The 17,055-nt window shown below is 72.4% G+C and carries 10 protein-coding genes; 6 read left to right on the top strand and 4 right to left on the bottom strand.

Annotated features, from left to right (window positions below):
• The first annotated feature begins 280 nt into the window (after positions 1 to 280).
• From AB0N63_RS28620 to AB0N63_RS28610, 3 genes are all read left to right on the top strand, one after another.
• Positions 281 to 1,411, top strand: a complete 1,131-nt coding sequence (locus AB0N63_RS28620; RefSeq protein WP_365533188.1) for a CaiB/BaiF CoA-transferase family protein — start codon at positions 281 to 283, stop codon at positions 1,409 to 1,411.
• Positions 1,412 to 1,477: 66 nt separating this feature from the next.
• On the top strand, positions 1,478 to 2,692 hold the full coding sequence (locus AB0N63_RS28615; RefSeq protein ID WP_365533186.1) for an acetyl-CoA C-acetyltransferase: 1,215 nt from the start codon (positions 1,478 to 1,480) through the stop codon (positions 2,690 to 2,692).
• 46 nt (positions 2,693 to 2,738) lie between these two features.
• Positions 2,739 to 4,946, top strand: coding sequence for a 3-hydroxyacyl-CoA dehydrogenase NAD-binding domain-containing protein (locus tag AB0N63_RS28610; RefSeq protein WP_365533184.1), 2,208 nt, complete (start codon positions 2,739 to 2,741; stop codon positions 4,944 to 4,946).
• A 26-nt stretch (positions 4,947 to 4,972) separates the two neighbouring features.
• On the opposite strand, the gene AB0N63_RS28605 is transcribed toward AB0N63_RS28610, so the two are convergent.
• Positions 4,973 to 5,722 carry a MerR family transcriptional regulator gene (locus AB0N63_RS28605; protein WP_365533181.1) on the bottom strand — a complete coding sequence of 250 codons (750 nt, stop codon included), beginning with the start codon at positions 5,720 to 5,722 and terminating at the stop codon, positions 4,973 to 4,975.
• A gap of 221 nt (positions 5,723 to 5,943) precedes the next feature.
• On the opposite strand from AB0N63_RS28605, the gene AB0N63_RS28600 reads away from it, so the two are divergent.
• Complete coding sequence (locus AB0N63_RS28600; RefSeq protein ID WP_365533178.1) at positions 5,944 to 7,398, top strand: amino acid permease; 1,455 nt, start codon at positions 5,944 to 5,946, stop codon at positions 7,396 to 7,398.
• Between the two features lie 293 nt (positions 7,399 to 7,691).
• Here AB0N63_RS28600 and AB0N63_RS28595 read toward each other — a convergent pair whose 3' ends face one another.
• Positions 7,692 to 9,179 carry a M1 family metallopeptidase gene (locus AB0N63_RS28595; RefSeq protein WP_365533175.1) on the bottom strand — a complete coding sequence of 496 codons (1,488 nt, stop codon included), beginning with the start codon at positions 9,177 to 9,179 and terminating at the stop codon, positions 7,692 to 7,694.
• Between the two features lie 205 nt (positions 9,180 to 9,384).
• On the opposite strand from AB0N63_RS28595, the gene AB0N63_RS28590 reads away from it, so the two are divergent.
• On the top strand, positions 9,385 to 11,424 hold the full coding sequence (locus AB0N63_RS28590; RefSeq protein WP_365533172.1) for a Xaa-Pro dipeptidyl-peptidase: 2,040 nt from the start codon (positions 9,385 to 9,387) through the stop codon (positions 11,422 to 11,424).
• Positions 11,425 to 11,450: 26 nt separating this feature from the next.
• On the opposite strand, the gene AB0N63_RS28585 is transcribed toward AB0N63_RS28590, so the two are convergent.
• Positions 11,451 to 12,428 (bottom strand): FAD-dependent oxidoreductase, encoded by a 978-nt coding sequence (locus AB0N63_RS28585; RefSeq protein WP_365533169.1) that lies wholly within the window; start codon positions 12,426 to 12,428, stop codon positions 11,451 to 11,453.
• A gap of 74 nt (positions 12,429 to 12,502) precedes the next feature.
• Between AB0N63_RS28585 and AB0N63_RS28580 the strand changes: the two genes are divergently transcribed.
• Positions 12,503 to 14,149 (top strand): ABC-F family ATP-binding cassette domain-containing protein, encoded by a 1,647-nt coding sequence (locus AB0N63_RS28580; RefSeq protein WP_365533167.1) that lies wholly within the window; start codon positions 12,503 to 12,505, stop codon positions 14,147 to 14,149.
• A 427-nt stretch (positions 14,150 to 14,576) separates the two neighbouring features.
• Here the strand turns inward: AB0N63_RS28580 and AB0N63_RS28575 are convergent, their stop codons facing one another.
• A complete protein-coding gene (locus AB0N63_RS28575; protein ID WP_365533164.1) occupies positions 14,577 to 16,952 on the bottom strand; it encodes a Tex family protein in 2,376 nt (791 codons plus the stop codon).
• Positions 16,953 to 17,055: the final 103 nt, after the last annotated feature.

Here is a 17,055-nt window from a genome sequence, read left to right as displayed (position 1 = left end):
GGCCGGGAAGCGGTGTCCGTGTCGTGCGGGGAGGGAAGCGGTGGCGCGCGGATCGTGCCGGGTGGGCAAGGCGGCATGCGGTTCGTGCCCGGCGGGGGAGTGGCGTGCGGGCGGCGAGGGAGTGGCGTGCGGTACGGCCGGCGGCGCGCCGGGTACCTCTCGGACACGACCTTGGCTAAGCGCTTGCTCGTGCTGGGCTTGTGCCGGGTGGAACGTGTTCTTAACATCAGCGGTGTTACATCGGTTGTGTCACAGTGGTCGCGACGAGGGGGCCCACAGGATGGCAACGGCACAGACGCCGGGGCGGCACGGCCCGCTGACCGGCGTGCGCGTCGTGGAACTGGCCGGCATCGGCCCCGGGCCGTTCGCCGCGATGCTGCTGGCCGACCTCGGCGCCGACGTGGTCCGGGTGGACCGCCCCGGCGGCGCGGGCCTCGGCATCGACCCGGCCCGCGACGTCACCAACCGCAACAAGCGCTCGGTCGTCCTCGACCTGAAGTCGCCCGAGGGCCGATCCGGCGTCCTCGACCTCGCCGCCCGCGCCGACGTCCTCGTCGAGGGCTACCGCCCCGGCGTCGCCGAACGCCTCGGCGTGGGCCCCGAGGACTGCCACGCCCGCAACCCCCGGCTCGTCTACGGCCGGATGACCGGCTGGGGCCAGGAGGGACCGCTCGCCCCGCGCGCGGGACACGACATCGCCTACATCGCCGTCACCGGCGCCCTCGGCATGACCGGCGCCCCCGACGGCCCCCCGGCCGTCCCCGCCAACCTGCTCGGCGACTACGCGGGCGGCTCCCTCTACCTCGTCGTCGGCGTTCTCGCCGCCCTTCACCACGCCCGCGAAACCGGCGCCGGCCAGGTGGTGGACGCCGCCATCGTGGACGGCGCCGCCCATCTGGGCGCGATGATCCACGGCATGCTCGCCGCCGGCGTCTGGCAGGACCGGCGCGGCACCAACCTCCTGGACGGCGGCTGCCCGTACTACGGCACGTACGAGACCGCCGACGGCGGGTACATGGCGGTCGGCGCCCTGGAGCGGCGTTTCTACGACGAGTTCGCCGCCCTCCTGGGTCTCCCGTCCGACCTCGTCGGCGCCCACGCCGACCTCGCCCGCTGGAGCGAGTTGGGCGAGGCCGTCGCCGCCCGTTTCAAGTCCCGCACCCGCGAGGAGTGGACCGGCGTCTTCGAGGACTCCGACGCGTGCGTGGCCCCCGTACTGTCGCTGCGCGAGGCGCCGCACCACCCGCACCTGGCCGCCCGCGGCACCTTCACCGACCACGGCGGGATCACCCAGCCCGCCCCCGCGCCCCGTTTCTCGGCCACCCCCACCGCCGTCCGCACCGGCCCGGCCCTGCCGGGCGCCCACGCGGCCGAGGTGGCCCGCGACTGGGACCTGCCGGCGGGCGCCTGACCCGGGCGCCCGGCCGTGCCCCTCCGCACCGCACAGCCACCGAAACCCTCATCGAAAGGCCTGTCAGTGAGCACCGAAGCGTACGTGTACGACGCGATCCGCACCCCGCGCGGGCGCGGCAAGGCAGGCGGCGCCCTGCACGGCACCAAGCCCATCGACCTGGTCGTCGGCCTCATCCACGAGATCCGCCGCCGCTTTCCGGACCTGGACCCGGCGGCCGTCGACGACGTGGTGCTCGGCGTCGTCGGCCCGGTCGGCGACCAGGGCTCCGACATCGCCCGGATCGCCGCCCTCGCGGCGGGGCTCCCCGACACGGTCGCAGGCGTCCAGGAGAACCGCTTCTGCGCCTCGGGTCTGGAGGCCGTCAACCTGGCCGCCGCCAAGGTCCGTTCGGGCTGGGAGGACCTGATCCTCGCGGGCGGCGTCGAGTCGATGTCCCGGGTGCCGATGGCCTCCGACGGCGGCGCCTGGTTCAACGACCCGATGACCAACCTCACCGTCAACTTCGTGCCCCAGGGCATCGGCGCCGACCTGATCGCCACCATCGAGGGCTTCTCACGGCGCGACGTGGACGAGTACGCGGCGCTGTCCCAGGAGCGCGCGGCGGCGGCCTGGAAGGACGGCCGCTTCGACCGCTCCGTCGTCCCCGTCAAGGACCGCAACGGTCTCGTCGTCCTCGACCACGACGAGCACCCGCGCCCCGGCACCACCGCCGACTCCCTGGCCAAGCTCAAGCCGTCCTTCGCGGACATCGGCGAGCTGGGCGGCTTCGACGCCGTCGCCCTCCAGCAGTACCACTGGGTGGAGAAGATCGACCACGTCCACCACGCGGGCAACTCCTCCGGCATCGTGGACGGCGCCTCGCTCGTCGCCGTCGGCTCCAGGGAGGTCGGCGAGCGCTACGGCCTCACCCCGCGCGCCCGGATCGTCTCCGCCGCCGTCTCCGGCTCCGAGCCCACCATCATGCTCACCGGCCCCGCCCCGGCCACCCGCAAGGCGCTCGCCAAGGCCGGCCTCACCATCGACGACATCGACCTGGTCGAGATCAACGAGGCCTTCGCGGCCGTCGTCCTCCGCTTCGTCAGGGACATGGGCCTTTCCCTGGACAAGGTCAACGTCAACGGCGGCGCCATCGCGCTCGGCCACCCCCTCGGCGCCACCGGCGCGATGATCCTCGGCACCCTGGTGGACGAGCTGGAGCGCCAGGACAAGCGCTACGGCCTCGCCACCCTCTGCGTCGGCGGCGGCATGGGCGTCGCCACCGTCGTCGAGCGCCTCTGACTCCCAGCGCAGCCCTCAGCACCGGACCTCAACGGAGACCCCTGACATGACCGAGAGCACCACCATCCGCTGGGAACAGGACGACACCGGCGTCGTCACCCTCGTCCTGGACGACCCGAACCAGTCCGCGAACACCATGAACCAGGCCTTCCGCGACTCCTTCGCCGCCGTCGTCGACCGCCTCGAAGCCGAGCTCCAGGCCGACCCCGACGCCGTTCGCGGCATCATCCTCACCTCGGCGAAGAAGACCTTCTTCGCCGGCGGCGACCTGCGCGACCTGATCCGCGTCACCCCCGAGACCGCGCAGGACCTGCTCGACGGCGGCCTCGCCATCAAGCGGAACATGCGCCGCATCGAGACCCTCGGCAAGCCCGTCGTCGCCGCGATCAACGGCGCGGCCCTCGGCGGCGGCTTCGAACTCGCCCTCGCCTGCCACCACCGCGTCGCCCTCGACACCCCCGGCACCAAGATCGGCTGCCCCGAGGTCACCCTCGGCCTGCTGCCCGGCGGCGGCGGCGTGGTGCGCACCGTACGGCTGCTGGGCATCACCGACGCCCTGCTGAAGGTGCTCCTCCAGGGCACCCAGTACAACGCGCGCCGGGCCCAGGAGAACGGCCTCGTCCACGAGGTGGCCGCCACTCCCGAGGAGCTGATCGCCAAGGCCCGCGCCTTCATCGACGCCAACCCCCAGTCGCAGCAGCCCTGGGACACGCCGGGCTACCGCATCCCGGGCGGCACCCCGTCGAACCCGAAGTTCGCCGCGAACCTGCCCGCCTTCCCGGCCAACCTGCGCAAGCAGACGGCCGGCGCGCCCTACCCGGCGCCCCGCAACATCCTGGCCGCCGCCGTCGAGGGGGCCCAGGTCGACTTCGAGACCGCGCAGGTCGTCGAGGCCCGCTACTTCGTGGAGCTGGCCGCCGGGCAGACCTCGAAGAACATGATCCAGGCGTTCTTCTTCGACCTCCAGGCCGTCAACTCCGGCGCCAACCGCCCCCAGGGCGTCGAGCCCCGCAAGGTCCGCAAGGTCGCCGTCCTCGGCGCCGGGATGATGGGCGCCGGCATCGCCTACAGCTGCGCCCGCGCCGGCATCGAGGTCGTCCTCAAGGACGTCTCACTGGAGGCGGCCGTCAAGGGCAAGGGCTACTCCGAGAAACTGTGCGCCAAGGCCGTCTCCCGGGGCCGTACGAGCCAGGAGAAGGCGGACGCGCTGCTCGCCCGCATCACGCCGACCGCCGACGCGGCCGATCTCGCCGGCTGCGACGCGGTGATCGAGGCCGTCTTCGAGGACCCGGCGCTCAAGCACAAGGTGTTCCAGGAGATCGAGCACGTCGTCGCGCCGGACGCGCTGCTGTGCTCCAACACCTCCACGCTGCCCATCACGGTCCTCGCCGAGGGCGTCGAGCGGCAGGGCGACTTCATCGGCCTGCACTTCTTCTCGCCGGTCGACAAGATGCCGCTGGTGGAGATCATCAAGGGCGAGCGCACCGGCGAGGAGGCCCTGGCCCGCGCCTTCGACCTGGTCCGCCAGATCAACAAGACGCCCATCGTCGTCAACGACTCGCGCGGCTTCTTCACCTCCCGGGTGATCGGCCACTTCATCAACGAGGGCGTGGCGATGGTCGGCGAGGGCATCGAGCCCGCCTCCGTCGAGCAGGCCGCGGCCCAGGCCGGCTACCCGGCCAAGGTGCTCTCCCTGATGGACGAGCTGACCCTCACGCTGCCCCGCAAGATCCGCAACGAGTCGAAGCGGGCCGTCGAGGAGGCCGGCGGCACCTGGCCCGCCCATCCCGCCGAGGCGGTCATCGACCGCATGGTGGACGAGTTCGGCCGCACCGGCCGCAGCGGCGGCGCCGGCTTCTACGAGTACGACGAGAACGGCAAGCGGGCGGGCCTGTGGCCGGGCCTGCGCGAGCACTTCACCAAGCCGGGCCACGAGATCCCGTTCCGGGACATGCAGGAGCGGATGCTCTTCTCGGAGGCCCTGGACACGGTCAGGCTGCTGGAGGAGGGCGTCCTGACCTCGGTCGCCGACGCCAACATCGGCTCGGTCTTCGGCATCGGTTTCCCCGGCTGGACCGGCGGCGTGCTCCAGTACATCAACGGCTACGACGGGGGCGCCGGGGCAGGTGCCGGGCTGCCCGGCTTCGTGGCCCGCGCCCGGGAACTCGCCGAGCGCTACGGCGAGCGGTTCGAGCCGCCGGCGCTGCTGGTCGCCAAGGCGGAGCGGGGGGAGACCTTCACGGACGCCGGCTGAGCGCGGCGTCCGGACGGCCGCCGCGCTCAGGCGGAGGACGCGTCCCCGTTCCCAGGGGGCGCGGCCTCCGCGCGCGCGGCGCCGCTGTCGACCCACTCGCGCAGCTCCTCCTTCAGCGACCGCTGGAAGGTGGTCAGCAGCGCCTGCACCACCAGCGGGTGCATATGAGCCGACAGCGACTTCACGTCCTCGGTCTCCCGCTCGGCGACCGCGTCGCGCAGCAGCCCCGACAGCTCACGGGCCGCCGCGCGGGCGTGCTCGACCAGCGCGGTGCGGGCCGCGAGGATCGTCTCCTGGGACAGCGGCACGTCCAGCAGCCGCACGCCCAGCCGGAACAGTCCGGCGTCGACGCGGAACGCGCCGTCCTCGGGCACCAGCACGTTCATCGCCTCCAGCCGGTCCACGTCCTCGTCGCTGAGCGGCCGCCCGGCCCGCCGCCCCAGCTCGGTCCGGGACAGCGTCTCCACGCTCTCCGGGGCCCAGGAGGCGACGACCGCCCGGTGCACGGCCAGATCGTGCGGGCTCAGGTCCGGCGGGAGCTGACGCAGATGCCGTTCGATCGCGGCCAGCGTCATGCCCTGGTGCTGCATCTCCTCGATCAGGGCGAGGCGGGCCAGGTGATCCCGGCCGTAGCGGCCCACCCGGCGCGGGCCGATCTCGGGCGGCGGCAGCAGACCGCGACTGCTGTAGAAGCGGACCGTGCGCACCGTGACGCCGGCCCGCGCGGCCAGCTCGTCGATCGTGAGGGCCGGCTCCCCGGTGTCGGTCGTCGTCATGTGGAGCAGTATCGCTGTTACACCAATGGTGTGAAAGCCGGTGGCCGATCTGCGCAGGTCATGTGAGAAGTCCCGCTGTGTGACGTGTGCCATCGCATGAGACGTGAGCACCCTGGGAAGCTGCTTTCCTGGTCTGTACCGCGCCCACGGGCAGGGCGGGCCGGAACCGTACGGACAACCGGGCCCACCCCGCCCGGGGCACCAGAGAGTGGATCTTCCCCTTGAGCAAGGACGTGCACACGGCACCCGTCGTCGGGCATCCCCCGACGGCCGGTGCCCCCGCCGACGCGGGCGACGCCGGGTACAGCAAGGACCTCAAGCACCGCCACGTCAACATGATCGCCATCGGCGGTGCGATCGGCACCGGGCTCTTCCTGGGCGCCGGCGGCCGCCTGCACAACGCGGGACCGGCACTCGCCCTGGCCTACCTGGTCTGCGGCGTCTTCGCGTTCTTCGTCGTCCGCGCCCTCGGCGAGCTGGTCCTGTACCGGCCCTCCTCCGGCTCCTTCGTGTCGTACGCGCGCGAGTTCCTCGGCGAGAAGGGCGCCTACGTCGCGGGCTGGATGTACTTCCTGAACTGGTCGACCACCGGTATCGCCGACATCACCGCGATCGCGCTGTACACGCACTACTGGAGTTTCTTCACGCCGATCCCGCAGTGGGCGCTCGCGCTGATCGCGCTGGCCGTCGTCCTCACCGTGAACCTGATCTCGGTGAAGATCTTCGGCGAGATGGAGTTCTGGTTCGCGATCGTCAAGGTGGCCACCCTGGTCGCCTTCATGCTGATCGGCATCTTCCTGCTGGCCACCCAGCACCAGGTGGACGGCACCACACCGGGCCTGAGCGTGATCAGCGACCACGGCGGGCTCCTGCCGCACGGCGCGATGCCGGTCGTCCTCGTCATGCAGGGCGTGATCTTCGCCTACGCCGCCCTGGAGCTGGTCGGCGTCGCCGCCGGCGAGACCGCCGAGCCGGAGAAGGTCGTCCCGCGCGCGGTGAACTCCATCATGTGGCGCGTCGCCCTCTTCTACGTCGGCTCGGTCGTGCTGCTGGCACTGCTGCTGCCGGGCTCGGTGTACTCCGCCGACGAGAGCCCCTTCGTCACGGTCCTGTCGAAGGTGGGCGTGCCGGCGGCCGGCGACGTGATGAACCTGGTGGTCCTCACCGCCGCCATGTCCTCGCTGAACTCCGGCCTGTACTCCACCGGCCGCATCCTGCGCTCCATGGCGATGGCGGGCTCCGCCCCGAAGTTCACCCGCGTGATGAGCCGCAGCCAGGTGCCCTACGGCGGCATCCTGCTGACCTGCGCGGTGTGCGTGCTCGGCGTGGTCCTGAACTACAAGGTGCCCGACCAGGCCTTCGAGATCGTGCTGAACGTCGCCTCCCTCGGCATCGTCAGCACCTGGGTGATCATCATGGTCTGCCACCTGATCTTCGTCCGCCGCGCCAAGGCGGGCCTGGTCACCCGCCCGCACTTCCGCCTCCCCTTCAGCCCGGTCACCGAGATCGCCACGGTCGCCTTCCTCCTGGCCTGCCTCGGCCTGATGTGGAACGACCCGGAGGTGGGCCGCAAGACCCTCTACCTCATCCCGGCCATCGCCCTCCTCCTGGTCGCGGGCTGGTACGGCGTCCGCCGCAGGGTCACGGAGGAGTCCGCGGCTTCGCTGACGAAGTAGCGGCGGCACCGGCCAGAGGCCGACGGGCGCCGTCGGAACGGCGCCGGTCACCGTCTCCGGGACGCACCCACCGTCCGTGCCCGAGCGGGAAGCCTTCCCGCTGGGGCACGGTCATGGTGCGTCCGCTTCTTCGATGCTCGCTTCGTGCGTCCGCAGACTGGCCAGGACGTCGTGGTGCCCGCACAAGGCGAGGACCGACTTGGCTATCCGACGCACTCGGAAGGCCCTCACCTGTTCAAGATCCCTCAGCCGAGACCTGGCTCACCCGTCCACAACCTCCCGGGAGAGAACACCTAGTGCGCCTCGTGGGCGGACTCGATCTTCTTCCAGGACTTCGGCTGCGTCACAGCCGCACCCGGCTTCGTCGCCGCGAGCGACCGGGACGCCGTCGCGGCCGGCTTCGTCGGCTGGAAGAGCCAGGCGTCGAACAGGGCCGCCAGCGGCTTGCCGGAGATCTGTTCCGCGTACTTCTGGAAGTCGGCCACCGACGCGTTGCCGTACGCGTGCGCCGTCGGCCAGCCCTTGAGGATGCGGAAGAACGCGGTGTCGCCGACCTCGTCGCGCAGCGCCTGGATGGCGGCCGCGCCCCGGTCGTAGACGGCGGCGTCGAACTGGTTGTCCGCGCCCGGGTCACCGGGTTCGACAGTCCAGAACGGGTCGTCGGCCGGGTGCGAGGCGTACACGTAGTCGGCGAGCTGCTGCGCCGTGCCCTCGCCCTCGTGCTCCGACCACAGCCACTGCGCGTACGTCGCGAAGCCCTCGTTGAGCCAGATTTCCTTCCAGCCCTTCACCGACACGTCGTCGCCGTACCACTGGTGGCCCAGCTCGTGCACGATCAGCGAGACGTTGGCGCCCTTCGCGAACTGCTTGGGGCTGTAGAACACGCGGCTCTGCGTCTCCAGCGCGTAGCCGGTGGTCGTGTTCGGGACGTAGCCGCCGGCCGAGCTGAAGGGGTACGGCCCGAAGTAGCCGCTCAGCCAGTCGACGATCTCACCCGTGCGCTCCACGCTCGCCCGCGCCGCCCCGTCGTTGTCGCCGAGGTCCTTGCTGTAGGCGTTGATCACCGGGACGCCGCCCTCGGAGACGCCCTGGGTGATGTCGAACTTCCCGAGCGCCAGGGTGGCGAGGTAGGTCGCCTGCGGCTTGTTCTGCCGCCAGCTGTAGCGGGTCCAGCCGAGCTGCGAGCTGGTCGCCTGGCGGGTGCCGTTGGAGATCGCCTGGGTGCCGTCCGGCACCGCCACCGACACGTCGTAGGTGGCCTTGTCGCTCGGGTGGTCGTTGCTGGGGAACCACCACCACGCCGCCTCGGGCTCGTCCGCCGCGACCGCGCCGTCCGGAGTGCGGTGCCAGGTGGTGAAGCCGTAGGCGCTCTTCGTGGACGGCACCCCGCTGTAGCGGACGACCACGGTGACCGCCGTGCCCTTGGCCAGCGGCGTCCTCGGCGTGACCACCAGCTCGTGCTGCCCGGACGTGGTGAAAGCGGCCTTCGTGCCGTTGACCCGCACCTCGCTCACGTCCAGCAGGAAGTCCAGGTCGAAGCTGGACAGGTCCCGCGTGGTCCGCGCGGAGATCGTCGCGGTGCCCTCCAGCTCGTCCGTCGCCGGCTGGTACCTCAGCCGCAGGTCGTAGTGGGAGACGTCGTAGCCGCCGTTGCCGTAGTCGGGGTAGTAGGGGTCGCCGATGCCCGGCGCGCCGGGGGACGGGCTCGCGGCCGATGCCGGGATCGCCAGCAGGAGGGAGGCCGCCGCCAAGACACCCGGCACGAGGATTCTGCGGTGCACGTCAGCTCCAAGTCGTAGGGGCGTGAAGTCTGTTCGGAGCCTATTGAGTCCCTGTCGGCGCAGGCATGTCCATGGCCACCCCTGTCACACGATCGCCATTCGGCCGACATGCGCCGGGCACGCGCTTCGCCCTGTTCCCGGCGAATCCGGCGACACGTCAGGTGCTGTCTTCTGCAGGGGAGTCGTCCGCTGTACCGTCCCGCTCATGCCGAACAGCATGAGCATGACGATCTGGAGACGGCTGATCGTGACGGCCACCGCCGTCCTGGCCGCCGCCCTCCTCACCCCGGCGGCGGCGCACGGCGCCCCGCACGACAGCCGCACCATGCACTCCGGCCGGGCCCCGCGCGAGAGCCGGCCCGTCTACTCCTACGCGGACGCCGTCCGCGAGTCCGTGTGGGTCGACACCGGGCTCGACGGCGACGGCGACGGCCGCACCGACCGCGTCGCCGCCGACATCGTCCGCCCCAGCGAACCCGCCCTACAGGGCCGGAAAGTGCCCGTCATCATGGACGCCAGCCCGTACTACTCCTGCTGCGGGCGCGGCAACGAGAGCCAGACCAAGACGTACGACGCGGCCGGCCACGTCGTCCAGATGCCGCTGTTCTACGACAACTACTTCGTGCCCCGCGGCTACGCCTTCGTCGGCGTCGACCTCGCCGGCACCGACCGGTCCGACGGGTGCGTCGACGTCGGCGGCCGTTCCGACGTCCAGTCCGCCAAGGCGGTGATCGACTGGCTGAACGGCCGCGCCCGCGCCTACACCACCCGCACCGGCTCCACCCCGGCCCAGGCCACCTGGACCAACGGGAAGACCGGAATGATCGGCAAGAGCTGGGACGGCACCATCGCCAACGGCGTCGCCGCCACCGGCGTCAAGGGGCTGAAGACCATCGTCCCGATCAGCTCCATCTCCTCCTGGTACGACTACTACTTCGCCCAGGGCGCCCCCCTCTACGACTCCGGCCCCGACTGGCTGTCCGACTACGTCGAGAGCGACACCGCCCGCGCCCACTGCGCCGCCGTGCAGCAGAAGATCGTCGCGGGCGCCCCGCGCACCGGCGACTGGACCCCCTTCTGGACCGAGCGCGACTACGTCAAGGACGCGAGCAAGGTCCGGGCCAGCGTCTTCGTCGTCCACGGCATGCAGGACCTCAACGTCCGCACCAAGAACTTCGGCCAGTGGTGGGACGCCCTCGCCAGGAACGGCGTGCAGCGCAAGATCTGGCTCTCCCAGACCGGCCACGTCGACCCGTTCGACTACCGGCGCGGCGCCTGGGTGGACACCCTGCACCGCTGGTTCGACCACGAACTCCTCGGCTACGACAACGGCATCGACCGCGAACCCGTGGCCGACGTCGAACGCCACCCCGACCAGTGGACCACCTCCGCCACCTGGCCGCCCCGCGGCACCGCCACCACGACCCTGCGCCCCGCCCCCGGCGAAGCGGCCGGTGTCGGCGCCCTCGGCCTGCGCCCGGCCCGCGGCACCGAGACGTTCACCGACGACCCGTCGCTGAGCGAGACCGACTGGGCGGCGGGCGTCGACCGTCCGACTCCGGAGAAGGCCGGCTTCCTCACCCGGCCGCTCGACCGCGACCTGCGGATCGCAGGCTCCTCCGAGGTCACCGTCACCGCCACCCCGACCACCACCACGGCCCACCTCTCGGCCGTCCTGGTCGACCTCGGCCCCGACACCATCCGCGACTACGGCGACGTGGACGAGGGCATCACCACCCTCGCCGACCGCACCTGCTGGGGCGCGAGCACGGCGGGCGACAGCTCCTGCTACAAGGAGACCGCCGCGAAGACGGAGGCCGTCGGCCACACCGTCGTCAGCCGCGGCTGGGCCGACCTCGGCGACTGGGCCGGTGACGGCAGGGGGCGCCCGCTCACCCCGGGCAAGGCGTACACGATCACCCTCGACCTGGCGGCGACCGACCATGTCGTGCCCAAGGGGCACCGCCTGGCGCTGATCGTGGCGGGCACCGACAAGGACCTCATCGACCCGCCGTCGAGCACGCCCGCCCTGACGGTGGACCTGTCCCGTACGTCGGCCGAGGTCCCGCTGGTCGGCGGGGCGGCGGCGTTCACGCGGGCGACCGCGGGGGCCGGGGGGAACGCCGTGGGCGCCACGGCGGCGACGACCGCCTCCGATACGGTCTCCGCGCCCGCTGCCGCCGTGGAGGCGGCCCCGGAGGGCGTCCGGCACCAGCGCACCGTCCACCGGCTTCCCGCGCGGTGACCGGCTGAGGGTCTGACGGCGGGTTCTCAGGCGGCCGGGCGCACCAGCCCGGCCGCCTGACGCGCGCAGCCCCACGCCACGGTGACCCCGGCGCCGCCGTGCCCGTAGTTGTGCACCAGCATCCGCCCGTCCGGCAGCGCCTCGCGCTCCAGCCGTACCGCGTGCCGGGCCGGGCGCAGGCCGACCCGGTGCGCCAGCACCCGCGCCCCGGCGATCTCCGGCCGTACGGCGGCGCAGCGCGCGACGATCGCCTCGGCCACCGCCGGATCGGGCGACAGCGACCAGTCGTCCTCCTCGGCCGTCCCACCGAGGACGAGACCGCCCGGCTGCGGGAAGAAGTACACGGAGGCCGCCGCGGCGTGGTCCACGCAGGTCAGCCAGGTCGTGATCCCCGGGTTCTCCACGACGACGAGCTGGCCGCGCACCGGCCGCACCGCCGGGTCCGGCACCAGCTCCCGGGCGCCGAGCCCCGTGCAGTTCACCACCACCGGGGCGTCCACCGAGACCAGCTCCGTCACCGTCCGCTCCTGGACGCCGCCGCCCGCCGCCAGCAGCCGCTTTCGCAGCCAGGCCAGATGCGCCCGCATGTCGATCAGCGGCAGCCGCGCCCACAGCGCCGGGCCCGGGTACTCGTCGGCGGTCGCCACACGCAGCTGGGGCACCCGCGCCGCCCACGGTCCGAGCGAGTCGAGGCGGGTGTCGGCGTGCAGGCCCTCGACCATCCGCACGCCCGTCTCGGCGGGCCGCGCCGCCAGCTCCTCGTACACGGCCAGCGACTCCAGCGACCAGTCGCCGACCAGCGACTCCGGCTCGATGCGGTACGGCCACCACAGGGCGCCCGCGACCGCCGACGTCGTCCGCTCGGCGGGCTCGCGCGTCCACACCCGTACCCGTACGCCGCGCTCCGCCAGCACCAGCGCGGTCGTCAGTCCGATGACCCCGCCGCCGACCACCACGACGTCGCCGCCCGGTCCACCGCTGCCGCTGCTCAGTCCACCGTCCACGCCAGGACCGTAGCGGACGGCGCCCTGCCGCGCGCACCTCGGTCCCGCGCCGGACGACTAGGATCGGCCCCCTGATGACTGCCACCCTCGTCGCCAAGAACCTCGCCGCCGGACACGGCGACCGCGCCCTGTTCTCCGGGCTCGACCTCGTCGTCGCGCCCGGCGACGTCATCGGGCTGGTCGGCGCCAACGGCGCGGGCAAGTCCACGCTGCTGCGGATGCTCGCCGGACTCGGCACGCCCGAACAGGGCGAGCTCACCCTCTCCCCGCCCTCCGCCGCCGTCGGCCACCTGCCGCAGGAGCCCGACCGCCGGCCCGGCGAGACCGTACGCGGGTTCCTGGCCCGCCGGACCGGCGTCGCAGCCGCCCAGCGGGCGATGGACGAGGCGACCCAGGCCCTGGTCGACTCCGCGCCCGGCGCGGACGACGCCTACGCCGTCGCCCTGGAGCGCTGGCTCGGCCTCGGCGGCGCCGACCTGGACGAGCGGGCGGAGGAGACCGCCGACTCCCTCGGCCTCGCCGTCGACCTCGACCAGCCCATGACGTCGCTGTCCGGCGGGCAGGCGGCCCGCGCCGGCCTCGCCTCGCTGCTGCTGTCCCGCTACGACGTCTTCCTGCTGGACGAGCCCACCAACGACCTCGACCTCGACGGTCTCGAACGCCTCGAACGCTTTGTCACGGGGCTGCGCGCCGGGACGGTCGTCGTCAGCCACGACCGCGAGTTCCTCACCCGCACGGTCACCAAGGTCCTCGAACTCGACCTCGCCCAGAAGCAGATCAACCTCTACGGCGGCGGTTACGCGGCCTATCTGGAGGAGCGCGAGGTGGCCCGCCGGCACGCCCGCGACGAGTACGAGGAGTACGCCGACAAGCGGGCCTCCCTCCAGGACCGGGCGCAGATGCAGCGTTCCTGGATGGACAAGGGCGTGAAGAACGCCCGGCGCAAGGCGGGCAACGACAACGACAAGATCGGCCGCAAGTTCCGCAGCGAGGCCAGCGAGAAGCAGGCCGCGAAGGCGCGGCAGACCCAGCGGATGATCGAGCGCCTGGACGTCGTCGAGGAACCCCGCAAGGAGTGGGAGCTGCGCATGGAGATCGCGGCGGCGCCGCGGTCGGGCGCGGTCGTCGCCACACTGCGCGACGCGGAGGTGCGGCGCGGGGGCTTCACGCTGGGGCCGGTGTCGGTGCAGATCGACTGGGCGGACCGGGTGGCGGTCACCGGTGCGAACGGGGCCGGCAAGTCGACGCTGCTGGCCGCGCTGCTGGGGCGGCTCCCGCTGGACGCCGGACACGCGGCGCTGGGGTCCGGTGTGCTGGTCGGCGAGGTGGACCAGGCGCGTCGGCTCTTCCACGGCGAGGAGACGCTGCTGGACGCCTTCCGGGCGGCGGTCCCGGACACCGAACCGGTCGAAGTGCGGACACTGCTGGCCAAGTTCGGGCTGAAGAGCGAGCATGTGCTGCGGCCGGCCGCGACGTTGTCGCCGGGGGAGCGGACCCGGGCGGCGCTCGCGCTGCTCCAGGGGCGGGGGGTCAACCTGCTGGTCCTGGACGAGCCGACGAACCACCTCGATCTGCCGGCGATCGAGCAGCTGGAGTCGGCGCTGGAGTCCTACGAGGGGACGTTGCTGCTGGTCACGCATGACCGGCGGATGCTGTCCGCGGTCCGGACGAACCGTCACCTGGAGGTCTCCGACGGCAAGGTGACGGAGCATCAGGTATAGCTGAGGGGTGCGCCGTGGGGCGGGCGGTCCCGATGTGCCGGGTGTACCGGCCATGAGGGGCGTCGGGGTGGGGGCCTACACTCGGCAACCGTTGCCCAGCGGAGAGAGACCGCAGACCGAAAGGCCTGGTTGCCCATGTTCCAAGACGCCCCCATCTACCACCAACTCGTCGCCGAGCGGGGAGATGTGCCCGCGCGGGTGCGGGATGCGGCCACGAGCATACTTCGGGAGCTGGACGAAGTGATGCGTGTGGGGCAGCCGTCGGGCGGGTTCCTGCCCGGCCCGGCCCCCCGGGGCGCTGCGGCGCCACGCCCCCACTCGGCCCTACCGCCGGGGCAGCATCCGCGCTGAGGTTCCTGCCAGGGGCCCGGTCCCCGGCGGAATCCCCGGCCCCCGCCGTGGCGTGCGGCGGGGGCCGGGGGCGGGGTCAGGGGCGGCTGTTCTTCGTGTTCAGGAGGCCTGCGCGGCGCAGGGCGTCCGCCATCGCGCTGTTGGCGGGCGGGGATGCCTGGCGTGCGGCGGCGCCACCGCCACCGCCGCCGGACCGGCCCTGGCGCTGCTGCGGCGGGCGGCCCCCGCGCTGGCGGCGCTCGCCGCCGCCGTTCTGCTTCTCCTGCGGCACCGCCTCGTCGTCCAGCCGCAGCGTCAGCGAGATCCGCTTGCGCGGGATGTCGACGTCCAGCACCTTCACCTTGACGATGTCACCCGGCTTCACCACGTCCCGCGGATCCTTCACGAACGTCCGCGACATCGCCGACACATGCACCAGACCGTCCTGGTGGACGCCGACGTCCACGAACGCGCCGAAGGCCGCCACGTTCGTCACCACACCCTCCAGGACCATCCCCGAGGACAGGTCGGAGATCTTCTCCACGCCGTCCTTGAAGGTGGCCGTCTTGAAGGCGGGCCGCGGGTCGCGCCCCGGCTTCTCCAGCTCCTTGAGGATGTCGGTGACCGTCGGCAGACCGAACGTGTCGTCCACGAAGTCCGCCGGCCGCAGCGAGCGCAGCACCCCGGTGTTGCCGACCAGGGAGGCCACCTCCTGCCCCGTGGTCTTCACCATCCGCCGCACCACCGGATACGCCTCCGGGTGCACGCTGGAGGCGTCCAGCGGGTCGTCGCCGCCGCGGATCCGCAGGAAGCCCGCGCACTGCTCGTACGCCTTGGGGCCGAGCCGGGAGACCTTCTTCAGCTGGGCGCGCGAGGTGAACGGCCCGTTGGCGTCCCGGTGCGCGACGATGTTCTCCGCGAGCGACCCGGTGATGCCCGAGACCCGGGAAAGCAGCGGTACGGACGCCGTGTTGACGTCCACGCCCACGCCGTTCACACAGTCCTCGACCACCGCGTCCAGCGAGCGGGACAGCTTCACCTCGGACAGGTCGTGCTGGTACTGGCCGACGCCGATGGACTTCGGGTCGATCTTCACCAGCTCGGCCAGCGGATCCTGGAGCCGGCGCGCGATGGACACCGCGCCGCGCAACGACACGTCCATGCCCGGCAGTTCCTGCGAGGCGTAGGCGGAGGCGGAGTACACCGACGCGCCCGCCTCCGACACCATCACCTTGGTGAGCTTCAACTCCGGGTGCTTGGCGATGAGTTCACCGGCGAGCTTGTCGGTCTCGCGGGACGCGGTGCCGTTGCCGATGGCGATCAGCTCGACCGCGTGCTCCTTCGCGAGCCGGGCCAGCTTCGCGATCGCCTCGTCCCACTTGTTGGCCGGGACGTGCGGATGGATCACGTCCGTGGCGACGACCTTGCCGGTCGCGTCCACCACGGCCACCTTCACCCCCGTACGGAAGCCGGGGTCCAGACCCAGCGTCGCCCGGGTGCCGGCCGGGGCGGCCAGCAGCAGATCACGCAGGTTGGCCGCGAACACGTTCACCGCCTCGTCCTCGGCCGCCGTGCGCAGCCGCAGCCGCAGGTCGATGCCGAGGTGGACCAGGATGCGGGTGCGCCAGGCCCAGCGGACCGTGTCCTTCAGCCACTTGTCGGCGGGCCGGCCGCGGTCGGCGATGCCGAACCGGTGCGCCACGGCGCCCTCGTAGGAGGACGGGCCGTCGGTGGGCTCCTCCGGCTCCAGGACGAGGTCGAGGACCTCCTCCTTCTCGCCGCGCAGCATCGCCAGGATCCGGTGCGAGGGCAGCTCGGTGAACGGCTCGGTGAAGTCGAAGTAGTCGGCGAACTTCGCGCCCGCCTCCTCCTTGCCCTCGCGCACCTTCGCCGCCAGCCGGCCACGCGTCCACATGCGTTCGCGCAGCTCGCCGATCAGGTCGGCGTCCTCCGAGAACCGCTCGGTGAGAATCGCCCGGGCGCCGTCGAGCGCGGCCTGCGGATCGGCCACGCCCTTGTCCGCGTCCACGAAGGCCGCCGCCGCGGCGAGCGGGTCCACGGACGGATCGCCGAGCAGGCCGTCGGCCAGCGGCTCCAGCCCCGCCTCGCGCGCGATCTGCGCCTTGGTGCGCCGCTTCGGCTTGTACGGCAGGTAGATGTCCTCCAGGCGCGCCTTGGTCTCCGCGGCCCGGATCCGCGCCTCCAGCTCGTCGGTGAGCTTGCCCTGCTCGCGCACCGACTCGAGGACGGCGGCGCGCCGGTCCTCCAGCTCCCGCAGATAGCGCAGCCGCTCCTCGATCGTGCGCAGCTGCGCGTCGTCGAGCATCTCGGTCGCTTCCTTGCGGTAGCGGGCGATGAAGGGCACCGTCGAACCGCCGTCGAGCAGCTCCACGGCGGCCTTGACCTGCCGCTCCCGTACGCCGAGCTCCTCGGCGATCCTGCCTTCGATGGACCCTGTGAGGGGTGTCGTCACGTTCCCGTACCGCCTTCTCCGCTTCGGGTTGCGCGGCAATTGTGGCAGGTGGCGCCGTCAACCGGGGATCAGGGCGGTCCCGGGCGGGGCGGCCCCGGCCGCC

This window comes from Streptomyces sp. NPDC093260 (genome assembly GCF_040683715.1).
Taxonomy (GTDB): domain Bacteria; phylum Actinomycetota; class Actinomycetes; order Streptomycetales; family Streptomycetaceae; genus Streptomyces; species Streptomyces sennicomposti.
Note: the sequence above shows the minus strand (reverse complement) of the source record. Positions and strands in the feature narration are given on the sequence as shown.

What these genes read in the sequence shown, in the direction of transcription:
- AB0N63_RS28620 (WP_365533188.1), top strand. Translation starts at nt 281, where the DNA reads ATGGCAACGGCACAGACGCCGGGGCGGCACGGCCCGCTGACCGGCGTG.
- AB0N63_RS28610 (WP_365533184.1), top strand. Translation starts at nt 2,739, where the DNA reads ATGACCGAGAGCACCACCATCCGCTGGGAACAGGACGACACCGGCGTC.
- AB0N63_RS28605 (WP_365533181.1), bottom strand. Translation starts at nt 5,722, where the DNA reads ATGACGACGACCGACACCGGGGAGCCGGCCCTCACGATCGACGAGCTG.
- AB0N63_RS28590 (WP_365533172.1), top strand. Translation starts at nt 9,385, where the DNA reads ATGCCGAACAGCATGAGCATGACGATCTGGAGACGGCTGATCGTGACG.
- AB0N63_RS28580 (WP_365533167.1), top strand. Translation starts at nt 12,503, where the DNA reads ATGACTGCCACCCTCGTCGCCAAGAACCTCGCCGCCGGACACGGCGAC.